This window comes from Pseudoduganella sp. RAF19, assembly GCF_052114165.1.
GTDB lineage: Bacteria > Pseudomonadota > Gammaproteobacteria > Burkholderiales > Burkholderiaceae_D > Rugamonas.
This window is the reverse complement of record NZ_JBFREF010000005.1, coordinates 761,239-784,393: the sequence shown is the minus strand read 5'-3', so window position 1 is coordinate 784,393 and position 23,155 is coordinate 761,239. Positions and strand designations below refer to the sequence as shown.

Genomic DNA, 23,155 nt, shown 5'->3' with positions numbered 1-23,155 from the left:
GCAACGCCGTCCGTGGTGTCATGTGTGAGCGCGACAGTGGGCGCGGTCAGTGTTGTATCCAGTGTGAATTCCAGGCTCGCAGTTTTCGTGTTGCCTGCGGCGTCCGTGTCGGTCACACTCACCGTGTGAGCACCGTCAGCGAGCGCAGACGCGTCGTAAGCCGCCACGGCGACGCCATCGACCTTGACGGCGCGTGAGGCATCAGCGTCCTTGGCGCCAAACGTCAGCGCGGTGTTGCTGGTGAGGTGGTCGGTGTCGTGGCCTACGGCGCCATCGGTCGTGTCCTGCACCAGCGCGATGGTTGGCGCGGTCAGCGTCGTATCAAGCGTAAAGTCGAGCGATGCGGTCTTTGCGTTACCTGCTGCGTCGGTGTCCGTCACCGATACATTGTGTGCACCGTCGGCGAGGGAGGCAGCATTGTAGGCGGCTACCGTCACGCCGTCGACTTTGATAGTGCGCGTGGCATCTGCGTCTTTTGCGCCGAAAGTCAGGGCGGCGTTATTGCTCAGGCGGTCGGTATCGTGACCAGCCGCACCGTCGCTGCTATCCGTCCCCAGCGCCACCGTTGGCGCGGTCAAGGTCGTGTCCAGTGTGAAGTCGATAGACGCCGACTTCGTGTTGCCGGCGGCGTCGGTATCGGTGATAACGACATTGTGGGCGCCGTCCGCCAATGCTGCGGCGTCGTAGTTGGCGACAGCAGCGCCATCGACCTTGATGACGCGCGTGGCGTCGGCGTCTTTGGCACCGAAGGACAGCGCCGCGTTGCTGGTCAGGCGGTCGGTGTCGTGGCCCGAACCGCCGTCAGTCGTGTCTTGCGTCAGTGCGATGGTCGGCGCGGTCAGGCTGGTGTCGAGGGTGAAGTCGACGCTGGCGGTTTTTGTATTGCCAGCGGCGTCGGTGTCGGTGACGCTTACTGTGTGGGCGCCATCAGCAAGCAAGGAAGCATCGTAGGCGCCTACCGCAACGCCGTCCACCTTAAGCACGCGGTTGGCGTCGGCGTCTTTCGCGCCGAAGACCAGTGCCGCGTTGCTGGTGAGATGGTCAGTGTTGTGGCCGGCGGCGCGGTCGGTCGTGTCTTGCGCTAGCGCGACGGTCGGCGCGGTCAGCGTCGTGTCGACTGTGAAGTCAATGCTGGCGGTTTTCGTGTTGCCGGCCGCATCGGTATCGGTCACGGTGACGGTGTGCGCGCCATCGGCCAGCGCAGCGGCGTTGTAGCTGCCGACTGCTGTGCCGTCCACCTTGATGATGCGCGCGGCGTCAGCATCCCTGGCGCTGAAGGTCAGCGCTGCGTTGCTGGTCAGCCGATCGCTGTTGTGGCCAGCGCCGCCATCGGTCGTATCCTGCGCAAGCGCTACAGACGGCGTGGTCAGCGTTGTGTCCAACGTGAAGTCCAGGGAGGCGGATTTGGTGTTGCCAGCGGTGTCCGTATCCGTCACGGTGACGGTGTGGGCGCCATCGGCCAGCGAAGCCGGGTTGTAGCTGCCGACGGTAGTGCCGTCTACTTTGATGACACGGGTGGCGTCCGCGTCCTTCGCGCCAAAGACCAGTGCTGCATTGCTGGTAACACGGTCCGTTGCGTGGCCCGCCACGCCGTCAGTGGTATCGCTCGCCAGCGCCAGGGTTGGTGCGGTCAGTGCGGTGTCCAGGGTCAGCGTGGCACCTGCGCCGCCGGCGGTATTGCCTGCCGCATCTTGCGCGGAAATGCTGACGGTGATTGGACCGTCGTTCAGGGTGCTGAGATTGGCCACGCCGCCCGCTCCGGTAACGGTATGCGTGCCGTCACTGAAGGTCACGGTCGCGGAGGCATCGCTGTTCAGGCCAGCGACGGTGTAGGCAACTGCGCCGCGCTCGGAGAGGTTGATCAGGTTGTCCGGCAGCGTGACTTTCAGGTCGCCTTCGGGATCTGCCCTGGTGTCCAGATTGAAGGTAATTGAGCGGATAGTCGCATTGCCCGCCACGTCGGTATCGGTGACGGTGACGATGTGCGAGCCTTGTGCCGCGGGCGCCGTGTAGGTTCCGGCAGGCGCACCGACATCGACGACGAAGCTGCGCGCAGCACCCGATTCGAGCGCGCTAATCGTCAGGGCGGCGTTGTTGGTCACAAGGTCAGTGGCATGGCCGGCGCCGCCATCGGTCGAATCGGTAGTCAGTGACACGCTCAAGGCAGGCGCGGTCGTGTCGAGCGTGAAGCTGAAGGATGTGCTGGCGGTGTTGCCGGCGGCGTCGGTCGATCGCACAACCACGTTGTTCAAGCCTTCTACGGCGCTAAAGCTGCTGTTGAAGCCTCCGCCGTTGTTGCTGTAAGTGAGCGAGGCACCGGACTCGGTACCTGTGACCGTGAGGCCGCCAGCCTTGGTGATCTTGTCCGTCGCGCTGCTGCCGGTGTCGCTGGTGAGCGCGACCACTGGCGCTGCAGTGGCATTGTCAATCGTGATGGTATGGCTGCCGAGCGAATTGGCGAGGTACTGGTTGGGATTATTGCTGGTGCTGGCGACCAGCGTGTAGGTGCCAGGCGACAGCGACAGCCCCACCGACCAGGCGACGTTGCTCTGGTTGGCCGACGCGCTGGTCACTTCGACGAAGTGGGTGCTATCGGTCCAGATATACAGTTTTGCATTGCCGGTGCCGGAGCTGTAAGTACCTTCGATGGTTGGCGTCAGACTGCTGGTGATCCAGTCTCCTTTGGTGCCGGTATCGCTGCCCGTGTTGATGCCGGTGAATGCGGCCGCCGTTACGTTCAGGGTGCCTGCAAAGCTGTCCACTTGCAGGGCCGCGGTTTCGACCGTGCCGGTGGACGCTTCGAGCACCCAGTCACCGCCTGCCGCCGCGCTGCCAGTTGCGTCAGTGGACGCCGCCACGTCTGCACCAGTCGCCTGGGCCAGCTGATTAATGAACTGCTGGCCTTCCGTGCCCGCCGCCACATCGCAGCCATACAGCAGAATGTCGCCGCCGGAAGTGAGGTGGCTGCCGATCTCCGCCAACTGCGTGCTGTAGGCAGCGACCGTGTCGCTATTGAGCACCGTGGAGCCAAGAACGATCTCACCCGGCGCGCCGTGCGACACCACATCCATGCTCGCGATATCGGTAATGATATCGATCGCTGACACCTTGCCTGTGTTGTGCGCCAGGTAATCGCGGATCTGCTGGATGCCGTCTTGGGACGCATCGAGCACCACTGCCGTCGTATTGGCAGGCAGGGCCGCAATGATGTCCTGGTAGTCCGCCACCGAAGGATCAACAAACACCACGCGCGGCGTAAACAGGCCGTCCGTAGCCGCTGCGGGCGAGATGACGTTGATGCTGGCGGCTGTGATCTGATGGGTGGTCAGGTAGTCCTGAATCTGCTGCATGCCGTTCGCCGGATCAGTCAGCATCACCACATTGAACTGGCTGGCGTCGTAGCGAGAGGCCAGTGATTGGAAGTCGGACAGATTGCTGTCCAGAAATACGGTGCGCGCAGCGTCCATTTCTCGTCCCCAAAAGTGGTGAATTGTTGTGTTAGACAATTCATTTAACTCCTTGGAAACGCTTAGTGCATGGTAGTAAACCACCTTTCTTCTCAGGACATTTGCGTGATTTTTCGTGAGAATCCCATGACAAATATCCCGAAAAAATCACACCAACAGAGTGAGACTGCGCGCTGTAGCAGGCGTAGAATAAACACCCCAACCTTGGAACTGGGAGGGCATCATGTCCACTCAAAACACAACACGTGGCCGCAGTCTGGAACAGAAGACGCGCGACGGCACCAGCAGTATCGGCACCATGGGGGCAGGATGCACTGGCCACCTTCAAAGTGACGCCACCCGCAACGAACAATCCGCAGGCCGCACCGATGACCTGCTCTCCGGCTGCGTGGACGAGGAAGAACGTGACCACGGCTTCCAGAGCGGGACGCAAAACTGGGGCCATGTCGTGCCCAGCAACCGCTAGCCGTCTTGCATCGCGCAAGGCTTTGGTGAATAATAATGAGAATTATTCTCAATAAATAAGCCAGCCATCTGATTCCTGCGGGAACGGTCGCCAGCCACGACCACCTCAGGACACCAAAGATGGCATTCACCAAATCTCCTGTCGCGCTGGCGATTGCGCTGGCGCTTCCCCATTTCGCGGCATTTGCCGACGATGCTGAAGGCGTGCTGCCGACCGTCACCGTGAACGGCGCGCGCGACGCGGCCTACAACCCTACCAGCGCCAGCAGCGCGACCAAGATCGATGCGCGGCTGCGCGATATTCCTCAGACCGTGAACGTGGTGCCGGCGGCCTTGCTGCACGATCAGGGCGCCCACTCGATGCAGGATGTGATGAAGACCGTGCCGGGCGTCGGCTTGTCCAGCGGGGACGGGCAGCGCGACCAGGTGACCATTCGCGGCTTTAGCGCGATCGCGGACCAGTTCATCGATGGCATTCGCGACGATGCGATGTACTTCCGCGACTTGTCCAATGTGGAACAGGTGGAGGTGATCAAGGGACCGGCTTCCGTGCTGTATGGTCGCGGTTCTTCCGGTGGCCTGATCAATCGCATCACCAAAAAGCCGGGCATGGACCGCAATGAGGTCAGCCTGACCGTCGGCAGCTGGGGCCAGAAGCGCGGCGAATTCGACTTCGCGCACAAGTTGCCGGACAGCGGCGTGGCTTTCCGCGTCACTGGCGCGAAGGAAGATGCGGACAGCTACCGCGATCAGCAATTCCTCAAGCGCGAGGCGCTGTCGCCTTCCGTCCTGTTCCGGCTTGGTGCGGATACGACCTTGCTGGTGCAGGGTGAATATCTGAGCGACCGCCGCGTGACCGACTTCGGCGTACCGGCGTATCAGGGCCGTCCCGTTGCGGTGGATGCGTCCACCTACTACGGCGCGGCCAATGCGCGCGACAACGACTACTCGCAGTCGCGCGTGAGGGCGGCGGGCTTCCAGCTTGAACATCACTTCAACGGCGAGTGGACCTTGCGCGATAACTTCCGCTATTACGACTACACGCTGGATCGCAACAACACGCTGGTCGGCGGCGTAAACGAGGCCACGCTGAAGGCCACGCTCAATCGCAGCAATGTGAAACGGGACGAGGACGGCTACTTCAATCAGCTGGAGCTGGTGCAGAAGGCCGGCATGCATCAGCTGCTGTATGGCGTGGAGGTGGGCAAGCAGCACAAAGACCAGCTGTTCCGCACCCAGAACAATATCGCGACGGTGGACCTGTTCCATCCCGTGGCGCCGGTGCTGCCCTTCAATGTGACTGCCGCGCCATCGACGGACAATCTGGGCATTCTGACCGTGGCCAGCGCCTATGTGCAGGATCTCGCCACGCTTTCGCAACACTGGAAACTGCTGGCAGGCGTTCGCTTCGACGACTTCAGACAGGAAACGCGCGAGCGCCGCGCCGGTCAGCCGAATCTTGATCGCACCGACCGCGCATGGAGCCCGCGCGTTGGGCTGGTGTATCAGCCGTCGTCAGTGCAGTCCTACTACGCTTCGTTCAGCAAATCCTTCCAGCCTTCGGGCGAAGCGTTTCCTTTGGCCGCGAACAATGCTTCGATTGAGCCGGAGAAAACCACCAACAAGGAAATCGGTGCGAAGTACGATTTGTTCGGTGGACTGGCGTCGCTGGGCGCCTCGCTGTTCCGTCTTGAACGCACGAATATCAAGTCCACCGATCCGGTCACCAACAAGCTGCTGCCGATCGGCACCCAGCGCACCGACGGTGTCGAGCTGACCTTGAGCGGCGAACTTGGCGATGGCTGGCAACTCAGTTCCGGCTACGCGTGGCTGAACGCAAAGATCACCGAGTCCATCGCCCAAGACGACGGCCAGCTCGTGCAAGGCAAGCGCCCAACCCTCACTCCACGCAACAGCGGCAATGTCTGGCTGAGCAAAGCGCTCTTCGGCGGCTTCGGCGCCGGCGCTGGCGTGACTTCGGTCGGCTCGCGCTTCGCCAACCCTGGCAACACGGTCACCCTGCCCGGCTACACCACTGTCGATGCCATGGCCTACTACCGCACCGCACGCTACGACATCCAGCTCAATCTGACCAACCTGCTCGACCGCAGCTACATCGTCGCCGGCCATGGCTCCAGCAAATTCCTCAACATCCCCGGCGCGCCGCGTGCAGTCCAGTTCACGGCCCGCTATCGGTTCTAAGCGGGCATTCTCGCCGTGGCTCTCAGCGCCACGGCGAGACTTCGTGCAAAATAGAACTTTTGACACGCGACGGAACCAACATGATTACTGAAATCGCCGAACTGACCATCAAGAGTGACTCGCACGAAGCTTTTCTGACTGCGGTAAAAGAAGCGGTGCCACTGTTCCAGCGGGCGAAAGGCTGCAAGGCGATGAAGCTGGAACGGGTGATGGAGCGTCCAGACACCTACCTGCTGGTGATCAGCTGGGAGACGCTGGAAAACCACACCGTCGACTTCCGCGGCAGCGATGATTTCCAGGCCTGGCGTGCGCTGGTGGGTCCCTACTTCGCCGGGACGCCGGTCGTTGAGCATACGGCAACCGCGCTGACCGGCTTCTGAGGGAGCCGCGCGCCGGGAACCCGGCCTTTGCAGCACAATGTCTGCAAAGGAGACGAGATCATGCCCGACACCATCTATCGCAATTTCAAACAAGTGGCCGACGCTGAAGGCGCGCGTTCGGCCCTGCTGGACGCGGGCTTCCATGGCTCCGCCGTGCAACTGAACCTGCACGACGCGCGTCCGCTGGACACCACCCAAAGCGCGGTGCAAAACATCATGGATTCGCTGACGCCGGACGACGTCGACAACACCGACAAGCCCGACCGCCCCGCTGCCCTGCTGGCGGTGGACGTGGACAACGATATCCAGCGCGAACAGGCCAACACCATCATGCTGCGCTTCGGCGGCGTAGAAGCCTGAGCACTCAGGCGCCCTCGCCCGACACTATCCGCAGTCCGATCACGCCACAGATAATCACACCGATACAGGCCAGGCGCGCGGGCGATCCCGAATCGCCCAGGAACAGCACGCCCACAATGGCCGTGCCCACCGCGCCAATGCCCGTCCACACCGCGTACGCCGTGCCGACGGGCAGCGTACGCAGCGCCATCGACAGCAAGTAAATACTCACAATGCCCGTCACCGCAGTGAACACGGCGGGCAGCGGCCGGGTGAATCCGGCCGACCATTTCATGCCGAAAGCAAAGGCAATCTCCAGCAGCCCGGCAACCGTTAATAAAATCCAGGACATAGCGTTCCCATCCCAAAAAAGCGCGATTTTCCCCGCTATCCGGTCAACTTGGCCGCCAGATCCAGCGTAAATCCCGCCAAGGCTGGCATTGCGCCGGATTTGGCCGAAAGTGACGGTCTGCGCCGCTTTCGGTCAGATGGAGGCTGGCTGATAATGAACTCAACGCCGATTTCGGCCAATAACGAACATCCCGGAGCTCAATATCATGTCAACTGCAAACCTCAGCGCCACCGCCGCCGCCAGCGGCAGCTCGGTGAAAAACCTTCCCGTCAACCTGTTCGCCGCCGTCATGGGCCTGGCCGGCCTGACGCTGGCCTGGCGCGCCGCCACTGGCGTATTTGGCGTTAGCGAAGCTATCGCCCAGGGCATCAGCGTTGTCACCGTGCTGGCCTTTATCGCCATGGCGCTTGGCTATCTCGCCAAATGGGGCAAATACACGCAAGCCGTACGCGATGAGTTCAACCATCCCATCGCCAGTAACTTTTTCGGCAGCATGACCATTGCCGTCCTGCTGCTGTCGGCCGTGATTGCTCCCTGGAGCGAATCGCTGCAGCAATTCGTGTGGAGCGTCGGCGCCATCGCTACGCTGGTGCTCAGCTATATCGTGGTGTCGCGTGTGATGAGCGGTAAAGTGGCCGCTGCCAATGTGGTGCCGGCCTGGCTGATCCCCGGCGTGGCTTCGCTCGACATTGTGGTCACCGGCGCCACCATGCCCATGCCCTGGGCACCCCAGCTCAACCTGATCGCCCTGGCCATCGGCACCATCGTGGCTGTGGTCTTCTTCGTCATGATCTTCAGCCGCCTGGTGCACGGCGATCCGCTGCCGGCCGGTATGATTCCGTCGCTGCTGGTGATGATGGCTCCCTTCGAAGTCGGCTTCCTCGCCTATACCAACTTTACTCATCAGGTAGACGTGTTCTCCGCCCTGCTGTTCTGGTTCGGCCTGTTCATGACCCTGGTGGTCGGTGCCCGCGTGTTCCGCCCTTCGGTGCCGTTCGCTCCGACCTGGTGGGGTATCAGTTTCCCACTTGCCGCCCTCTCCAATGCCGCTCTGAAGTATGCTTCCGTTAACGGCACGATGCCGCTGATGCTGCTGGCTGGCCTCATCCTGGCCTTCCTGACCGTCGCCATTGCCGTGCTGTTCGTGCGGACCCTGTACTCGCTGTTCTCGGGCAAGCTGCTGTCCGCCTGATTGGAGTCTGAAATGCGTATCTCCGTTCTCGTTTTCCCCGGCGTCCAGATGCTGGACGTCACCGGTCCCCTCGATGTGTTCAGCGAAGGGAACCGCCAGTCCGGCCAGCCGGACGCCTATCAGCTCGACCTGGTTGGGCTGGACGATGGACCGGTACGCGCCGAAAACGGCATGGTCTTCCACGCTAACTACTCGATTGACAATGCCCCTGCCGATATCGACACCTTGCTGGTCGCTGGCGGCCACAATGTGCTCGACCTGGAAACCAACCATCATCTGATGGACTGGCTGGTGCATAAGGCAGGCACGGTGCGCCGCATGGCCTCCGTCTGCTCCGGCGCCCTGCTGCTGGGCGCCGCCGGTCTGCTGGACGGCCGCCGCGTCACCACGCACTGGAACGTGTCGGGCAGCCTGGCGCGCCGCTTTCCGCAGGCGCAGGTGGAGCATGACCGCATCTTCATCCGCGACGGTTCGCTCTACACGTCGGCCGGTGTGAGCGCGGGCATGGATCTGGCTCTGTCGCTGGTGGAAGAAGATCTGGGCCGCGACGTGGCGCTGAAAGTAGCGCGCGAGCTGGTAATGTTCCTGAAGCGCCCCGGCGGCCAGTCGCAGTTCAGCGCCCATCTGGCCGCACAGACGGCAGAGCGCAGCAATATCCGCGCTTTGCAGGAGTGGGTACTGGAGAATCTGGACCAGGATTTATCGGTCGAACGCCTGGCGACGCAGGCCGGCATGAGCGTGCGCAATTTCTCCCGCCAGTTCAAGCAGGACACCGATACCACGCCCGCCGACTTCGTCGAGAGCGCCCGTATCGACGCGGCGCGCCGCATGCTCGAAGATACGCCGACGCCGCTTAAACGCGTAGCGGCGCGTGCCGGTTTCCACGATCCCAACAGTTTGCGCCGTGCCTTCGTGCGACGCCTCGGCGTCACGCCGGGCGATTACCGCAACCGTTTTCAAAACGACGCTTGACCGTACGCAACGGCGGATCAATGATCCGCCCTACGTCATTGATCCGCTGCGCATGAGCAGCCGCTCAGCTCGCAGTATGGTGGAACACCTGGCGCAGGTATGCGAGGAAAGTCTCGTCCTTGCACAAGGTCTTTCCTGGCGAGTCGGACAGCTTGGCCACCGACTGGCCATTGCAGCGGACGATCTTCATCACGATGTTCAGCGGCGTCAGGCCCATGTCGTTGGTGAGCCAGGTTCCGATACCGAATCCGACCATGATGCGGTCGGCGAAGTGCTTGTAGATGCGGAAGGCGGAGTTGAAATCGAGGCCGTCCGAGAACACCAGGCGCTTGGTCTTCGGGTCGATGCGCAATGAGAGGTAGTGCGCGATGGCCTTGTCACCCCATTCAATCGGATCGCCCGAATCGTGGCGCAGGCCGTCGAACAATTTGGCGAAGTAGAGGTCGAAGTCGTCGAGGAAGGCATCCATGCCGACAACGTCGGTTAGCGCGATACCGAGATCGCCGCGATACTCATGCACCCAGGCGTCCAGCGCGGCCTTCTGGAAATCGCGCAGACGCACGCCGAAGGCCTGGAACGACTGCATATACTCGTGCGCCATGGTGCCGATCGGGATCAGGCCGAACTTGTAGGCCTGATAGACATTGGATGTGCCCTTGAAATACTCCGGCACTTCGCGCGCCAGGCGCTGCACCACTTCATCATGCCATTGCGCGGAGAAGCGGCGGCGCAGGCCGAAGTCGGACAGCTCGAAAGGATTGCGCAATGGCGTCTCGCTGCCGAAAGCCTTGAGTGCCTTGATCTTTTCGCCCAGGCGCCGGCAGCCCTCATCCCACGCGGCCTTCTGGTCAAAGCGGCGGAAGTACAGTTCATTGACGATGTAGAGCACGAAGATCTCGAAGGCCATCACGTGCACTTGCGGACCGGCGGCGAGAATCTGCAGCGTGTCGCCATCCGTGGTGACGGTGATGAATTTGCGCTGGAAGCGGAACACCGTGAGGAAGTCCACGAAGTCGCTTTTCATGTAGCGCAGTGAGCGCAGGTAGGCCAGTTCCTGTTCGCTGAAGGTCATGGAGCAGAGATGATCCAGCTGCGCTTCGACTTCCTCTTTCAGCTCGGCCAGCGGAAACGCCGGCTTGTTGCGGCAGACGAATTCGTATTCGGTGTGCGAATTGGGGTGGCTATGCAGGAGCGCCTGCCACATGGTGAATTTATACAGATCGGTTTCGAGCAGGCTGCGTACTACTGGAATCATGATTGGTCTTTCTTATCGGCCCGCGTTCACCAGCAGCTCCTGCAGCACGTCGCCGGATTGGGCGAGGCGCGCGCCGCGCTGCTGCATGCGCTGGATGAAGTCGTGGTACTGGCGATCGAAGCCAGTCACGGCGCTCATGCAGTCGGTGATGAGGACGAGCTTTGCCGGATCGATGTGATCGGCGAGGTGTTCGGTGGTGGCCTTCACGCAGTGGCTGCTGGCTTCACCGGCGATGAAAATGAGGTCGGCGCCAGCCAGGCTGTCGATCAGGCGTTTATTGATTTGCGTGCCGGGATCTTTTGGATCAGGCACTTCGGCCATCACGGCCGAATAGTGCTCGGTCCATGGATTCGAGCCCTTGGTGACTTTGTCGACGATGCCCAGCTTCTGGTCTTCCCAGTGGTTGTAGGCTTCGCGCACGTCTTCGTGCACGTTATGGCCCCAGGAGCCGATCTCGCAATGGACGGGCCAGACCATCAGCTGGTAGCGGCCGGCTTCTTCCAATGCGTCCAGGTATTCGAGTACGCGCGCTTTCGCTGCCGGGTCGCGCGGCGTATAGCCGGCCGCGCGCACGGCGGCTGCGGAGATTTGCGTGAACGGCGCAACCGGGCCGCCATCGCCGGCAATCCAGAAAGTCGGATGGGCGACGTCGTAGCGGTGGTGCGAATCCAGCGTGACGGTGATAGCGGAGATGCCGTTGCGGCCGCGATTGATCAGGCCTGCGAGACGCAGCATGTCCTGATGCGCGCCCGGCACAGGCAGCGCGGGCGCATGCGCAGCGCGCGTGGCGGGATTCTCTGGCAGATAGCTCGCGGGCAGATCGCAGAAGTCGTTCTGCGGGTCGATGATGAGCAAATGCAGGCGTTTCATGAAGTCTCCGGGACGAACATATCGCTACATGATACCCGCCGCGGCTCAGTTGCGGGGATTGAAGGACCAGGTCACCGAATAGATCTTCCATCTGCCATCGCGCTTGACCAGCTGCCAGGCCTCCACGCCATCGTTCTGCACTTTGCCGTCCAAAACGAATTCATAGTCGAACTGCATCCAGGCCAGATCAGTGTCCTGCGTGATCTTTACATTGTGGAAGCGCTCTTCCACCGCGCGCTTTTCGCGCTTCAGATAGCCGGCGAAATCATGGAAGCCTCCAGCCCGCACACCATCCGTGTTCGGATCGGACTCTTCGCGCGCACGGCGCACATACTCGTCCGACGCAGGGGAAGTGAACAGGATGTTCGGATTCAGCATCAGCGAGGCGAGCTGCTTGTGGTTCTTGGTCTTCAGCGCGGACTGGAAATCTTCAGCAATCTGGGTGATGGCCTTGATCTCTTCCGGCTTGTTGGCGGGGGCGGCGATGGCTGCGGTGGCGCAGTACAGCAGGCTGGCAATGATGAGTTTATTCATGTTGCCAGCATAATAAAAAAGGGGCAGGAAAGCCAGCGGCTTGCCTGCCCAGGGGAATACTCAGGGGAGAATCAGATTACGCAGCGACCAGTTCGTCGATCGACTTGCGGCTCTTGGCGATGGCGTCGGCAACCGCCTGCTCGCCCATGGCCACGCCTTCAGCGCGGATGAAGGTCACGTCGGTCAGGCCGATGAAGCCCAGGAAGGTGCGCAGGAAGGTGGTCAGGTGGTCGTATGCCGCTGCAGGACCTTCGCTGTACGCGCCGCCGGATGCGGTGAACACATACACCTTCTTGCCTTTGACCAGGCCTTCAGGACCATTGGCGCCGTACTGGAAGGTGCGGCCAACGCGGGCCACGTGGTCGATCCATGCCTTCAGGTTCGACGGTACGGAGAAGTTGTACATTGGCGCGCCGATCACGATCACGTCAGCAGCCAGCACTTCGTCAACCAGGGTGTCGGAAGTCTTCACCGCGAAAGCCTGCTCCGCGTTGCGCGCTTCGGCCGGGGTGAAGAAGGCGCCCATCATCTGCTCGGTCAGGTGAGGCACTGGATTGATCGCCAGATTGCGCTCGGTAACGGTGCCGGCTGGGTTAGCGGCTTTCCATTTTGCTACGAATTCGGTCGACAGTTGACGGGACAGGGAACCTTCGCTGCGCACGCTGCTGTTGATGTGAAGAATATTTGCCATGTTTTGGAACTCCTCAGGGAATTGGTGAGTGATTGCAGTCATCATAGATCGCGTTTAATATCGAGGAAATCCCCTTTTTATCAATCGATAGCATCGATTTTCTTGATATGCGTGACCCCGGCCTTCCCACTCTCGAACAGCTGCGCGTCTTCATTGCCGTGATCGACCACGGCGGTTTCGCCCATGCCGCGCGCGCCCTGCACCGCACCCAGTCGGTGGTCAGCTACACCATCGCCAACCTGGAAGAGCAGCTGAATATCGAACTGCTCGACCGCAGCAAACGCAAGCCCGTGCTGACCGAAGCAGGCAAGGCCCTGCTGGCCGATGCGCGCGCCGTGGCCAGCAAAGTTGACGGCATGCGTTCGCGCGCGAAAGCGCTGGGACAAGGCCTGGAACCGGAAGTGTCGATCGTGGTGGACATCATGTTCCCCACCTGCCTGCTGGTGCGCATCCTCGAATCCTTCCAGCAGGAGTTCCCCACCGTGTCCCTGCGTCTGCACACGGAAGCGCTGGGCGCGGTGACCCAGCTGGTGAAAGACCGCCGCTGCCAGCTTGGCGTGGCCGGGTGGCAGATGGCGCAAGGCGCGGACCTGGAGCGCCACGCGGCGGGCCACGTGAAGATGATGCCGGTGTGCTCGCCCAAGCATCCGCTGGCGCAGATCGAAGGCGTGATTCCGACCAGCGTGGCGCGCGAGCATTTGCAGCTGGTGGTGACCGACCGCAGCGTACTCACGCAAGGCCAGGACTTCGGCGTGCAGGCGCTGCGCGACTGGCGGCTGGGCGACCTCGGCTCCAAGCACGCCCTGCTGCGCGGCGGTATCGGCTGGGGCAATATGCCTGAAGCCATGATTGCGGACGACCTGAAGGCCGGCTATCTGGTGCGTCTGCACGTACAGGAAGGCAGTGAGTTGCTATATCCCTTGTACGTGATCCATCGCGGCGACGATGAGCTGGGGCCTGCCGGCAAGTGGCTGCGCGAGCAGTTCATCCAGCTCGACCACAAGCTGCCTCAGCATCCTTTCTAGCTGCTGGTCCTACAAATCCGCGGCGCGTGCGCCGACACACCTCGCATGGTCAGCGGCCTAGCATGACCTCTACCTTCACCACGAAATGAAAGGAGACGGATCATGGCATCACAGGACAAGCAAGGCAATCGCAGCGGCAGCAGCCGCCAAAGCAGTGGCGCCGGCAGCTCGGGCAGCCGCGACGATCAAAGCATGCGCGACGACCAGAACGAGGTCAGCCAGCAGAACCAGCAGAGCGGCAGCCAAGGCAGCCAGCAGTCCGAGCGCAAAGGCCGCCAGCTGACGGCTGAGGACGAAGACGAGCGCGCACGCCAGACCCAGCAAGGCGGACAACGTTCCGGCATGGGCAATCCGGGCGGCAGCCAGCAGTCGGACCGCTCACGCGAGAATTCGGACGACTGGCGCCAGCAATCAGGTAGCCAGCAGTCCGGCAACAAGGCCGAAGGCCAGCGTGAAAACCTGACCGGCGGCAATCAGCAGTCGGGCCGCGGCGCAGGCCAGCAAAGCACCGGCAACCAGTCGCGTGGCGAAACCAGCGGTTCGCGTGGCGGCGGCAAAGACCAGTCGCGCTAACGACTGACGAGGCCGTGTCGCATTCGGCGCCTGACCCGAAATGCTACACGTGCTCAGCCGTGGAGGGCGCGCAGGTGCGTGCGCAGGCGCTGCACCTCCTCGGTCAGATCGACCACCAGCGCCGCGAGGTCTTCGTTGGCATCGAAGTCCTGTTCAACGCGGCGCAAATTCCTTGCACGGACCAGATCGACGCTGGTGAAACGCCAGGCTTCCGGCTGCGCGTCCGTGCCTCCCAGCAAAATGCCTGAGTGCACCCGGTGCACCACCCATTCCGGTTCCACCGCGCAGGCGCGGGCCAGTTCTTCCAGAGTCAGTGCCGCTTCGTCCAGCAACACGCAATTGATGATGGAGTTCATGTCTTAGCCTCGTGGATTGAATGGCAGGTCGCGCGCCATTTGCTCGTAGAGCTGGCGCGCCTTGTCGCTGTCGGCCTGCGGCAGCACCACTTCCAGAATCAGGTAGAGATCGCCCGCCGTGCCATTCGGCCCGCTCGCCGGAATGCCGCGTCCTTTCAGGCGCAGCTTGCGGCCGGTCTGGCTTTTCGGCGGCACGGTCACGGTCACGCGGCCGGACGGCGTACTCACTTCGATTTCGCCGCCCAGCATGGCTTCCCATGGCGTGACGGGCACCGTTTCATACACATCGCGGCCCTCGGCGCGGAAGCGGGTGTCCGGCATGAAGCTGATTTCCAGGTAGAGATCGCCCGGCTCGCCGCCGCCCATGCCCGGCTCGCCCTGCCCGCTCAGGCGCAGTTGCTGGCCTTCCGTGACGCCCTTGGGAATATTGAGGTTGAGGGTTTTTTCGCGTGTAACCACGCGGCCCTGCGCATCCATTTCCGGCACACGCATGCTGATGGTGCGCGTGGCGCCGTGGTAGGCGTCATGCAGGTCGATCTGGATGGAGGCATGGCTGTCGCTGCCTTGCATGCGGAAGCTGCCGCCTCCGCCACCGCCACCGCGCCGTCTGCCGGCATGGGCGAACAGGTCGGCAAAGAAGTCGCTGGGATCGCCTTCGAAGCTGGAGCCCCAGTCCGGCGGCGGACGGAACTCCTGGCCGGCGCGGTAGCCGCCCTGCCCCAGCTCGTCGTAGGCGGCCTTTTTCTCGGGGTCGCTCAAGACGCCGTAAGCTTCGTTGAGCTCCTTGGTCTTGGCATCCGCATCCGGTTCCTTGCTCACGTCCGGGTGGTACTTGCGCACCAGCTTGCGGTAGGCCTTCTTGATCTCGTCTTGGCTGGCCGTCTTGGCGACGCCCAGCGCGGCGTAGTAGTCCTTGTATTCCACGGCGTGCTCTCCAGGTGAAGATCCGGGAGAGCACAGCTTAGCAGAAGATCAACGGACGCGTCGCAAGGACGACAGGCGGTCGCGCAGATTGCGCAGGTTGTACTGGCCCGGACCGAACACCTGGCACTGGCCGCGGTAGTCGGCGTGTTCGCACAGTTCCCAGGTGCCTTCGTGGATCACCATGGAATTGGCGTGGTCGTTGAAGCCGACATCGGTCAGGGTGCGGATGTCGCCGCTGATGCCGATGGCGCGGCCGCTGAAGTTGTCGCCGTCGAACAGTTCAACGGCAGCGCCGCCCTGATAGCCGCCGCCCTGCCAGCCATTGCCGTTGTGGTAGCCGCCCTGCCAGTTGCCATCACGGTCGCGGCGGTCGCGCCATTCCTCGCGTTCACGTTCACGATTGCGCTCACGTTCGCGCCATTCGCGGCGCTCGTCGTCGCGGTAGCCACCGCCGCCGCCTTCCACTTCGCGGGCGGAGGAGATGACGTTGTTGAAGCGGCCCAGGTTCGGGTACTCGCCGCGGCCAAACACAGCGCAGGCGCCGCCGAAGTCGCGGTGCTCGCACACTTCCCAGGAACCGGAACGCACGATCATGCTGGAGGCGCGGTCGTTGAAGCCCAGTCCAACGAAGTCGTTGCTGCCGCCGCGGATGGTGACTTGCTGGCCGCTGAAATTGGGGCCGGCAAAGAAGGTGACTTCCGCCGCATTGGCGGCTTGTGCGGCCAGACCTGCTGCAAGGCTGGCCAGGATCATCAGGCGTTTCATGTTATCTCCATAGTGTTGCTGTCGCCGCGCGGCGCCATTACGCATCCAACGCGGCCGTGGGGCCGTGAGCATACAGGACCTTGTAACAATTTCCTACTCCAGTAGAATCATATTCTTTTTGCAAAGCCGCCCATGAAGTTTACGCTCGACCATTTCCGTACCGAAGCCGCCGGCCTGTGGAAGCTGGCCTGGCCTGTACTGGTCGGCCAGGTGGCCACCGTGGGCATGGGCGTGGCCGACGTGGCGATGACGGGCCATTCCAGCGCCGCCGAGCTGGCGGCGGTGTCCCTGGGCGCCTCGATCTGGTCCATCACCATCGTGACCGTCACCGGCATCATGATGGCGATTAATACCGTTGTAGCACACGAGGTGGGCGCCGGCGATTTCGGCACGATTCCCCACACTGTGCGGCAGGCGCTGTGGAAGGCGCTGGGAGTGGGCCTGCTGGCGGCGCTGTTCGCCAATCTGTCGACGCTGCTGTTCGACCACCTGCAAATGGCGCCGGAAGTGAACCGGCGTGCATCGCTGTTCGTTCACATCATCAGCAGCGCCCTGCCCGCTTATGCAGCTTACCGCGCTTTGTACGGCTACAGCGCCAGCATCAACCAGACCAAGCCCGTGATGGTGATTGCGCTGCTTGGGCTGGCGTTCAACGTTTGCGTGAACTGGGTGCTGATCTTCGGCCATTTTGGCATGCCGGCATTGGGCGGCATCGGCTGCGCGATCGCCACCGCCTGCTGCACCTGGCTGATGCTGGGCGCCATGCTGGTGTGGGTGCGCATTGCCGATCCTTACCGCCAGACTTATCCTTTCACGCATTGGGAATGGCCGCACTGGCCGGAAATCCGCAGCATGCTGCGCCTTGGCCTGCCGATCGGCATCACCTATTTTGCGGAAGTCAGCGCCTTCGGTTCGGTCAGCCTGATGGTGGCGCGCTTCGGCGTGGAGCAGGTGTCGGCGCATCAGATTGCGCTGAATTTTTCTTCGCTGGTGTTCATGGTGCCGCTCAGCTTTGGCATCGGCACGGTGACCCGCGTGGGGCAGGCCATGGGCGAAGGCAATCCGGTGCGGGCACGCTTTGCGTCATGGGTGGGCGTGGCGATGGCGCTGGGTTTCGGTGTGCTGTCGGCGGTGTTCATTGCGGTGTTCCGGCATCAGATCGCAGCGGCTTACACCAATGATGTTGCAGTGCAGGCGCTGTGCGTGCAGCTGCTGCTGTTTGCGGCGGTATTCCAGCTGTCGGATGCGACGCAGGTGTCGACCTCTTGCGCGATTCGCGGTTATAAGGTGACACGGCAGCCGATGGTGATCCAGCTGCTGGCGTTCTGGGTGTTCGCGCTGCCGATGGGGTGGATTCTGGGACTGGCGCCTGCCTGGGTGCCGTTTGCACCGGCGCAGCCGATGGCGGCCAGTGGTTTTTGGATTGGTTTGGTAGTGGGGCTGACGATTGCGGCCGTGCTGCTGACCTGGTCATTGCATCGGCTGTCGATGCAGCGACTGCGGACCTGAGCCGGAAGGGTTCGGCGCCCTCAACAGATCCGCCCAACGCATCAGCGCCAGCTGCAGCGCCATTGCAGCGCCATTGCAGCGCCATTGCAGCGTTAAGCGCCGCCTTTCGGCTGCGATTTCTGCACCAGCGACAGGCTGGCGACTTTAGGCGAGTCGTTCAGTGATTGCAGCGCGTCCGGCGACAGGCGGCCGAACAGGATGTGGCGGCGCGTGTCGGCATCGGCCAGGCCCAGTTGCTGGAACCTGGCCACTTCTTCGTCCGTCAATGTGCTGTGGAGGCGTACTGAAACCTGCACCGCTTCGCCGCCATGGTTCACGCAGTGCAGGCAGAGTGCCGCGTCAAATTTTGATGAGGCCATACCCCCACTTTACATCATGCTTGCCTGCCGCGCTGCCCGGTATTTTCGAGTGGGACTTCAGCCACGCCTTGGCCTGGGCCGGCGTCAGCCTGGGCTTCAGTTCCAGTTGCAGGGCCAGTAAGCCGGCAACGAATGGCGTGGCCATGCTGGTGCCGGCCATCAGCTGATAGCGCTTGGCGATGACGAAGCGCTGGTCGGCCTGCGCCGCCGACGCGAGGCAGGAAGCGATCATGGCGCCTGGTGCGGTGACGTCAGGCTTGGGACGGCCGTTGCGCAGAGGCCCGGGACTGCTGAATTCCGACACAGTATTCAACACCAGCCCCACCGTTTCGTGCTCGCCCGCCAGATCGTTCCACTCATTGCGGCAGGTGTAGCTGGCTGCCGTCACCACGTCCGTCGCCGAGCCGGGAGAGCCGATCAGATAAGAAAACGTGGGATCGGCAAAGCGCCCCGAATTGGGCGCAGATGGATCGAGCAGCAGCCACACATGCAGCTGGCCCGGCGTGCCGCTCTTGCGCCGCACCTCCAGCTTCCAGGTGCCACCGAGCACCGGGCCATTGTTATTACCCGCCACCTCGATCACGAATTGCCGGTCGCCATTGGGCGCCAGCGCATTGGGCGATGCGATCGTCACGGAGTCCGAACCGACCGTGTACTTGGTCGCGCCGGGATCATCGGCGATCAGGCCCTGCCACTTGGTCGCATCGCCATTCGGCCCCGTCACGCGCACTTCGCAAACGCCCTTGCCCGAATACCAGCCGTTGAAAAGCAAATACGGTGCAGGTTCCTTTTCGCTGCGCGCATTGACCTTGATGTCGAAACTGGCCGGGCTGCGCGCATTCACCAGCTGATTGACGTGGATAGGATCGCCGCCCTCATTGCCCGCCGCCGCCACCACCAGTTGCCCCGGCCCGCATTCATCGCTGATGGCGACGCTCATATCGTCCTTGCCGTCGTGGCCATCGAAATGGCCACCCAGGCTGAGATTGACCACGCATGGCCGGCCCAGCTTTTTCGCCTCCGCGAAAATCCAGCGTACGCCTTCCACGATGGCGCTGTTCTCGAAATTGGTCTTGCAGATCAGATAGTCCGCGCCGGTGGCAATGCCGGTATAAGGATCGCCCTGGCCACCGCAAATCCCCGCCACGTGGGTGCCGTGGCCTTCGGTATCTTCGCTGGCCGTCATCGCCGCGCCGGTCAGCACCTTGCCCAGAGCGCTGTAGCCCGGACCGGGACCCTGCCCCGCGATTTCCTGGTCCCAGATCTTCAGCACGCGGCCGGCAAATGCAGGATGGGTGAGATCGATGCCCGTGTCCACAATGCCGAGGACGACGCCTTTGCCGCTGACCTTATTCTGCTTGATGAACTTCGGCACGCCAGCCAGCGGCACGGCGATATCCAGAGGCTTCATGCGGCGCGGCGCGGACACGCGCTCCACATCGGGCGAACCGGCAAAGCGCATCAGTTTACTGGCCGGGACAATTGCGGTCGCCACGTCGCCGCTGCCCCACACCAGCGGCACGCCGGCAATCGATTTGGGCGCCCCGTCCTTGCAGCGCACCAGCACGTGATACGTTTGTTCCGCCGACGGCTGCAGGCTGCGCAGCGCCAGCGTCAGCGTGTCGCCCAGCGCCTTGCGCCGCGTTGGCGCCACCACCATTGCCGCCAGGCTGGCCGACAGTTTGCATCCCTTCGATTTGGATCTGGTCGCCATGTCCCGCCTCCTTTTCCGAAAGTTGTGGAAGGAGTATGCGCCTGTCTACCGCTGCGGCCAAACGAAAGTTGGAGATTGCATGATGATTCCGAATATCCGGAGGTGCGCTCTCTGGTATTGTCTTGCGATCCGTAAATCACCAATTACATCGGGACACACATGCGTTTCATCCTCTCCTTCCTGGCCCTGCTGGCCGCCGGTTCCGCCTCCGCCGACCGTCTTACCCTTGATCGAATTCAGTCCGACCCCGCCCTTTCCGGCGCCGGCGTGCGCGCGCTGAAAGTGTCGCCGGACGGCGCCCGCGTGACCTTCCTGCGTGGCCGCGAAGACAACCAGTTCCAGCTCGACCTGTGGGAATACAATATGAAGGACAAGACCACGCGCCGCCTGGTCGACTCCAAAGTGCTGGTCCCGGAAGAGAATCTGTCCGATGCCGAAAAAGCACGCCGCGAGCGTGAGCGCACCGCCGCCCTGAAAGGCATCATCAGCTACAGCTGGTCACCGGACGGCAAGCAATTGCTGGTGCCGATTGCCGGCAATCTGTACCTGGTTGACCTGTCCAAGCCGGACCAGGCGCGCATGGTCGCCTCCGGCAATGTGATCGATCCGAAGATTTCTCCGAAGGGCCGCTACGTTTCCTTCGTGCGCGACCAGAACCTGTACGTGATCGACCTGAAGACCGGCAAGGAACGCCAGCTGACCACTGACGGCAAGGGCACCGTACATAACGGCGAAGCCGAATTCGTGGCGCAGGAAGAGATGCATCAGTTCACCGGTTACTACTGGGCGCCGGACGATTCCGCCATCGCCTTCCGCTGGTACGACGAAGCGCAAGTGCCGGTGGCACGCCGCTTCGAAATCTACGCCGACCGCACCGACGTGGTCGAGCAGCGCTACCCTGCCGCCGGCGATCCGAATGCGATCGTGGGCCTGAAGATCGTATCGCCTGAAACCGGCGTGATCCGCGATGTGGACCTGGGCGCCAACAAGGATATCTACCTGGTGCGTGCCGACTGGAGCGAAGACGCCAGGTCGCTGTTCTTCCAGCGCCAGTCGCGCGATCAGAAAACGCTGGAGCTGATCTCGGTCGATACCGCCTCGCTGGCGCAGCGCCCGATCCTGAGCGAGACGTCGAAGACCTGGACCACCATCAGCGACGACCTGCGCTTCCTGAAAACGGGCAAAGGCTTCATCTGGTCGTCTGAGCGCACCGGCCGCAATCACCTGTACCTGTACGATATGAACGGCAAGCTGCTGCACGCCATTTCCAAGGGCGAGTGGGGCTTCGACAATGTGCTGGCGCTGGATGAAAAAGCGGGTAAGGTCTACGTGGCCGCCAACAAGGATGCCGTGTACGACAAGCAGGTGTATGTGCTGAATCTGGACGGCTCCAATGCCGACAAGCCAAAGCGCATCACCCAGGCCGACGGCTGGCATGAGGCTTCGTTCTCGCGCAATGGCGAAGTGTTCGTGGACACCTGGTCCGATCCTTCGAATCCGCCGCAGGTTTCGATCCGCCGTCCGGATGGCGCTTTCGTGGCGTGGGTGGATCACAATGAGATCAACGCATCGCACCCGTATTACAAGTACAAGGCGGATCTGCTGCCAACGGAATTCGGCAGCATGAAGTCCAAGGATGGCCAGACCATGTACTACTCGCTGATCAAGCCATGGCATTTTGACGCGAACAAGAAGTATCCGGTGTACGTGTCCACCTACGGCGGCCCGCACTCGCAATACGTGAAACGTTCGTGGGAAGGCAGCCACTTCGATCAGTACATGGCGCAGCAGGGTTACGTCGTGTTCCGCCTGGATAACCGCGGTTCCGCACGCCGCGAGCGCGTGTTCACCGATGCGAACTACCGCAACCTGGGCAAGGTGGAAGTGGAAGACCAGCTGACCGGCATCGACTGGCTGGGCACGCAGTCTTACGTCGATCCGAAGCGCGTTGGCGTGTACGGCTGGAGCTTCGGCGGTTTCATGGCACTGCGCCTGCTGTCGCAGGGCTCGGACAAGATTGCGGCCAGCGTATCGGGCGCTCCGGTGACCGACTGGCGCCTGTACGACACCCACTACACCGAGCAGTTCATGGATAAGCCATCCGAAAACCCTGATGGCTACAAGGACTCCACCGTGTTCTCCCACGTGGACGGCCTGAAGTCCAAGCTGCTGCTGTTGCACGGCATGGCCGACGACAACGTCCTGTTCACCAACACCACCAAGATGATCGACGCGCTGGTCAACCGCGGCGTGCAGTTCGAGCTGATGACCTATCCGGGCGCCAAGCACGGTGTGTCCTCGCGTGTCGCCAAGCGCCACGTTCAGGCCTATATCGACGCCTTCTTCCGCAAGAACCTGCACCCGGAATCGAACTGATTCATCCCTCCGCAAAGAACTGGCTGGGTGACTGGCCGAACTGCTTGCGGAACATGGTGGAAAAGGCGCTGGGGCTTTCATAGCCCAGCGCCAGCGCCACATCAATCACCTTCTCTCCTGTCGCCAGCAATTCCAGCGCGCGCAGCAAGCGCGCCTGCTGGCGCCACTGGCCAAACGTCATTCCCGTTTCTTTCGTAAAAAGGCGCTGGATCGTCTTCATGTCCAGCGACAGGCGCCTGGCCCAATCGGCCATGGTCGACGAATCGTCCAGGCGCTGTTGCAGCAGTTCGCAAATGCGCAGCAGGCGTGGATCGGAAGGCAACTGAAGGTGCAGCGGCAGCACCGGCAAGGCGCGTACTTCATCGAGGATCAGCCGCATCAGGCGCCCGTCGCGTGTACCCGGCAGATAGGGCTGCTTCACGTCCATCGCCGCGCGCATCAGTTCACGCAACAGGGGCGAGATGCCGACGGCCTGCGTGACTTCCATCAGATTGCGCGCGGCATCGGTCGCCACCAGCAGGCTGCGCATATGCACCTCGCCAATGCACCAGATTTCGTGCATCATGCCGGCCACCATCCAGATGCCGCGCGTGGGCGGCACGACCCAGCGCCCGGCTTCGGTTTTCACTACCATCACACCGCGTACGGCGTAAATCATCTGGTGCTTGGAATGCAGGTGCGGCTTGATGTGCCAGCCCGCGGGATAATCGGTCGCGCGGCCGGCAATGGGCGATTGCACTGCCTCGATCTCCTTGAGCGACTCGGAAAGCGGTTTTGGCGGACGCGCTGGCATGATGTCCTTTTTGCGATGGTTTGTGGTCGAATATCGTAAGAC

The 23,155-nt window shown here is 62.2% G+C and carries 22 protein-coding genes; 10 read left to right on the top strand and 12 right to left on the bottom strand.

The annotated features are described in order from the left end of the window. On the bottom strand, positions 1–3,467 hold a 3,467-nt coding region (locus AB4Z19_RS16905), incomplete at its 3' end, for an Ig-like domain-containing protein (protein WP_442035659.1). Positions 3,468–3,690: 223 nt separating this feature from the next. Between AB4Z19_RS16905 and AB4Z19_RS16900 the strand changes: the two genes are divergently transcribed. The 4 genes from AB4Z19_RS16900 to AB4Z19_RS16885 all read left to right on the top strand — a co-directional run bounded on the left by AB4Z19_RS16900 (position 3,691) and on the right by AB4Z19_RS16885 (position 6,874). After that, positions 3,691–3,933 carry a hypothetical protein gene (locus AB4Z19_RS16900; RefSeq protein WP_442035658.1) on the top strand — a complete coding sequence of 81 codons (243 nt, stop codon included), beginning with the start codon at positions 3,691–3,693 and terminating at the stop codon, positions 3,931–3,933. 119 nt (positions 3,934–4,052) lie between these two features. Continuing rightward, on the top strand, positions 4,053–6,134 hold the full coding sequence (locus AB4Z19_RS16895) for a TonB-dependent receptor (RefSeq protein ID WP_442035657.1): 2,082 nt from the start codon (positions 4,053–4,055) through the stop codon (positions 6,132–6,134). 80 nt (positions 6,135–6,214) lie between these two features. After that, positions 6,215–6,514: an antibiotic biosynthesis monooxygenase family protein gene (locus AB4Z19_RS16890; protein WP_442029289.1), complete on the top strand. Its 300-nt coding sequence runs from the start codon at positions 6,215–6,217 to the stop codon at positions 6,512–6,514. A 60-nt stretch (positions 6,515–6,574) separates the two neighbouring features. Beyond that, positions 6,575–6,874, top strand: a complete 300-nt coding sequence (locus AB4Z19_RS16885; protein ID WP_442029288.1) for a hypothetical protein — start codon at positions 6,575–6,577, stop codon at positions 6,872–6,874. Between the two features lie 4 nt (positions 6,875–6,878). On the opposite strand, the gene AB4Z19_RS16880 is transcribed toward AB4Z19_RS16885, so the two are convergent. After that, positions 6,879–7,205, bottom strand: a complete 327-nt coding sequence (locus tag AB4Z19_RS16880; RefSeq protein WP_442029287.1) for a DMT family transporter — start codon at positions 7,203–7,205, stop codon at positions 6,879–6,881. Positions 7,206–7,410: 205 nt separating this feature from the next. Here AB4Z19_RS16880 and AB4Z19_RS16875 point away from each other — a divergent pair, with 205 nt between their 5' ends. Together AB4Z19_RS16875 and AB4Z19_RS16870 are read left to right on the top strand one after the other, a co-directional pair. Further along, positions 7,411–8,397 carry an SLAC1 anion channel family protein gene (locus AB4Z19_RS16875; RefSeq protein ID WP_442035656.1) on the top strand — a complete coding sequence of 329 codons (987 nt, stop codon included), beginning with the start codon at positions 7,411–7,413 and terminating at the stop codon, positions 8,395–8,397. A gap of 12 nt (positions 8,398–8,409) precedes the next feature. Further along, positions 8,410–9,369, top strand: coding sequence for a GlxA family transcriptional regulator (locus AB4Z19_RS16870; RefSeq protein WP_442035655.1), 960 nt, complete (start codon positions 8,410–8,412; stop codon positions 9,367–9,369). Positions 9,370–9,433: 64 nt separating this feature from the next. Here the strand turns inward: AB4Z19_RS16870 and pncB are convergent, their stop codons facing one another. From pncB to AB4Z19_RS16850, 4 genes are all read right to left on the bottom strand, one after another. Continuing rightward, complete coding sequence (gene pncB, locus AB4Z19_RS16865; RefSeq protein WP_442026335.1) at positions 9,434–10,624, bottom strand: nicotinate phosphoribosyltransferase; 1,191 nt, start codon at positions 10,622–10,624, stop codon at positions 9,434–9,436. A 12-nt stretch (positions 10,625–10,636) separates the two neighbouring features. Continuing rightward, complete coding sequence (locus AB4Z19_RS16860; protein ID WP_442026336.1) at positions 10,637–11,494, bottom strand: cysteine hydrolase; 858 nt, start codon at positions 11,492–11,494, stop codon at positions 10,637–10,639. A 45-nt stretch (positions 11,495–11,539) separates the two neighbouring features. Beyond that, a complete protein-coding gene (locus AB4Z19_RS16855; RefSeq protein WP_442035654.1) occupies positions 11,540–12,028 on the bottom strand; it encodes a nuclear transport factor 2 family protein in 489 nt (162 codons plus the stop codon). 76 nt (positions 12,029–12,104) lie between these two features. Continuing rightward, on the bottom strand, positions 12,105–12,719 hold the full coding sequence (locus AB4Z19_RS16850) for an FMN-dependent NADH-azoreductase (protein WP_442026338.1): 615 nt from the start codon (positions 12,717–12,719) through the stop codon (positions 12,105–12,107). 107 nt (positions 12,720–12,826) lie between these two features. Here AB4Z19_RS16850 and AB4Z19_RS16845 point away from each other — a divergent pair, with 107 nt between their 5' ends. Together AB4Z19_RS16845 and AB4Z19_RS16840 are read left to right on the top strand one after the other, a co-directional pair. After that, positions 12,827–13,744: a LysR family transcriptional regulator gene (locus AB4Z19_RS16845; protein ID WP_442026339.1), complete on the top strand. Its 918-nt coding sequence runs from the start codon at positions 12,827–12,829 to the stop codon at positions 13,742–13,744. Positions 13,745–13,846: 102 nt separating this feature from the next. Then, on the top strand, positions 13,847–14,317 hold the full coding sequence (locus AB4Z19_RS16840; RefSeq protein ID WP_442026340.1) for a hypothetical protein: 471 nt from the start codon (positions 13,847–13,849) through the stop codon (positions 14,315–14,317). Positions 14,318–14,370: 53 nt separating this feature from the next. Here AB4Z19_RS16840 and AB4Z19_RS16835 read toward each other — a convergent pair whose 3' ends face one another. From AB4Z19_RS16835 to AB4Z19_RS16825, 3 genes are read right to left on the bottom strand one after another with little or no spacing between them, the layout of a single operon-like run. Continuing rightward, entirely contained in the window at positions 14,371–14,673 is a 303-nt protein-coding gene (locus AB4Z19_RS16835) for a chaperone modulator CbpM (protein WP_442035653.1), read from the bottom strand. Positions 14,674–14,676: 3 nt separating this feature from the next. Further along, positions 14,677–15,597 carry a DnaJ C-terminal domain-containing protein gene (locus tag AB4Z19_RS16830; protein ID WP_442026342.1) on the bottom strand — a complete coding sequence of 307 codons (921 nt, stop codon included), beginning with the start codon at positions 15,595–15,597 and terminating at the stop codon, positions 14,677–14,679. 48 nt (positions 15,598–15,645) lie between these two features. Then, positions 15,646–16,362 carry a beta/gamma crystallin-related protein gene (locus AB4Z19_RS16825; RefSeq protein ID WP_442035652.1) on the bottom strand — a complete coding sequence of 239 codons (717 nt, stop codon included), beginning with the start codon at positions 16,360–16,362 and terminating at the stop codon, positions 15,646–15,648. Positions 16,363–16,494: 132 nt separating this feature from the next. On the opposite strand from AB4Z19_RS16825, the gene AB4Z19_RS16820 reads away from it, so the two are divergent. Then, on the top strand, positions 16,495–17,871 hold the full coding sequence (locus AB4Z19_RS16820) for an MATE family efflux transporter (protein ID WP_442029156.1): 1,377 nt from the start codon (positions 16,495–16,497) through the stop codon (positions 17,869–17,871). A 92-nt stretch (positions 17,872–17,963) separates the two neighbouring features. On the opposite strand, the gene AB4Z19_RS16815 is transcribed toward AB4Z19_RS16820, so the two are convergent. Both AB4Z19_RS16815 and AB4Z19_RS16810 read right to left on the bottom strand, forming a co-directional pair. Beyond that, positions 17,964–18,230 (bottom strand): hypothetical protein, encoded by a 267-nt coding sequence (locus tag AB4Z19_RS16815; protein ID WP_442029157.1) that lies wholly within the window; start codon positions 18,228–18,230, stop codon positions 17,964–17,966. Continuing rightward, positions 18,211–19,944 (bottom strand): S8 family serine peptidase, encoded by a 1,734-nt coding sequence (locus AB4Z19_RS16810; protein WP_442035651.1) that lies wholly within the window; start codon positions 19,942–19,944, stop codon positions 18,211–18,213. Before AB4Z19_RS16810 ends, AB4Z19_RS16815 begins: the two co-directional genes overlap by 20 nt. A 159-nt stretch (positions 19,945–20,103) precedes the next feature. Between AB4Z19_RS16810 and AB4Z19_RS16805 the strand changes: the two genes are divergently transcribed. Continuing rightward, complete coding sequence (locus tag AB4Z19_RS16805; RefSeq protein ID WP_442028679.1) at positions 20,104–22,320, top strand: alpha/beta fold hydrolase; 2,217 nt, start codon at positions 20,104–20,106, stop codon at positions 22,318–22,320. A 1-nt stretch (position 22,321) separates the two neighbouring features. Here AB4Z19_RS16805 and AB4Z19_RS16800 read toward each other — a convergent pair whose 3' ends face one another. Beyond that, positions 22,322–23,113: an AraC family transcriptional regulator gene (locus tag AB4Z19_RS16800; protein WP_442035650.1), complete on the bottom strand. Its 792-nt coding sequence runs from the start codon at positions 23,111–23,113 to the stop codon at positions 22,322–22,324. Positions 23,114–23,155 lie beyond the last annotated feature (42 nt).

Bases quoted from the DNA above. Each gene is read 5' to 3' on its own strand.
- AB4Z19_RS16880 (WP_442029287.1), bottom strand. From the start codon at position 7,205: ATGTCCTGGATTTTATTAACGGTTGCCGGGCTGCTGGAGATTGCCTTT.
- AB4Z19_RS16815 (WP_442029157.1), bottom strand. From the start codon at position 18,230: ATGGCCTCATCAAAATTTGACGCGGCACTCTGCCTGCACTGCGTGAAC.
- AB4Z19_RS16810 (WP_442035651.1), bottom strand. From the start codon at position 19,944: ATGGCGACCAGATCCAAATCGAAGGGATGCAAACTGTCGGCCAGCCTG.
- AB4Z19_RS16840 (WP_442026340.1), top strand. From the start codon at position 13,847: ATGGCATCACAGGACAAGCAAGGCAATCGCAGCGGCAGCAGCCGCCAA.
- AB4Z19_RS16885 (WP_442029288.1), top strand. From the start codon at position 6,575: ATGCCCGACACCATCTATCGCAATTTCAAACAAGTGGCCGACGCTGAA.
- AB4Z19_RS16900 (WP_442035658.1), top strand. From the start codon at position 3,691: ATGTCCACTCAAAACACAACACGTGGCCGCAGTCTGGAACAGAAGACG.
- AB4Z19_RS16850 (WP_442026338.1), bottom strand. From the start codon at position 12,719: ATGGCAAATATTCTTCACATCAACAGCAGCGTGCGCAGCGAAGGTTCC.
- AB4Z19_RS16825 (WP_442035652.1), bottom strand. From the start codon at position 16,362: ATGAAACGCCTGATGATCCTGGCCAGCCTTGCAGCAGGTCTGGCCGCA.
- AB4Z19_RS16800 (WP_442035650.1), bottom strand. From the start codon at position 23,113: ATGCCAGCGCGTCCGCCAAAACCGCTTTCCGAGTCGCTCAAGGAGATC.
- AB4Z19_RS16895 (WP_442035657.1), top strand. From the start codon at position 4,053: ATGGCATTCACCAAATCTCCTGTCGCGCTGGCGATTGCGCTGGCGCTT.
- pncB (WP_442026335.1), bottom strand. From the start codon at position 10,624: ATGATTCCAGTAGTACGCAGCCTGCTCGAAACCGATCTGTATAAATTC.
- AB4Z19_RS16855 (WP_442035654.1), bottom strand. From the start codon at position 12,028: ATGAATAAACTCATCATTGCCAGCCTGCTGTACTGCGCCACCGCAGCC.
- AB4Z19_RS16870 (WP_442035655.1), top strand. From the start codon at position 8,410: ATGCGTATCTCCGTTCTCGTTTTCCCCGGCGTCCAGATGCTGGACGTC.
- AB4Z19_RS16860 (WP_442026336.1), bottom strand. From the start codon at position 11,494: ATGAAACGCCTGCATTTGCTCATCATCGACCCGCAGAACGACTTCTGC.
- AB4Z19_RS16805 (WP_442028679.1), top strand. From the start codon at position 20,104: ATGCGTTTCATCCTCTCCTTCCTGGCCCTGCTGGCCGCCGGTTCCGCC.
- AB4Z19_RS16820 (WP_442029156.1), top strand. From the start codon at position 16,495: ATGAAGTTTACGCTCGACCATTTCCGTACCGAAGCCGCCGGCCTGTGG.
- AB4Z19_RS16845 (WP_442026339.1), top strand. From the start codon at position 12,827: ATGCGTGACCCCGGCCTTCCCACTCTCGAACAGCTGCGCGTCTTCATT.
- AB4Z19_RS16835 (WP_442035653.1), bottom strand. From the start codon at position 14,673: ATGAACTCCATCATCAATTGCGTGTTGCTGGACGAAGCGGCACTGACT.
- AB4Z19_RS16875 (WP_442035656.1), top strand. From the start codon at position 7,411: ATGTCAACTGCAAACCTCAGCGCCACCGCCGCCGCCAGCGGCAGCTCG.
- AB4Z19_RS16890 (WP_442029289.1), top strand. From the start codon at position 6,215: ATGATTACTGAAATCGCCGAACTGACCATCAAGAGTGACTCGCACGAA.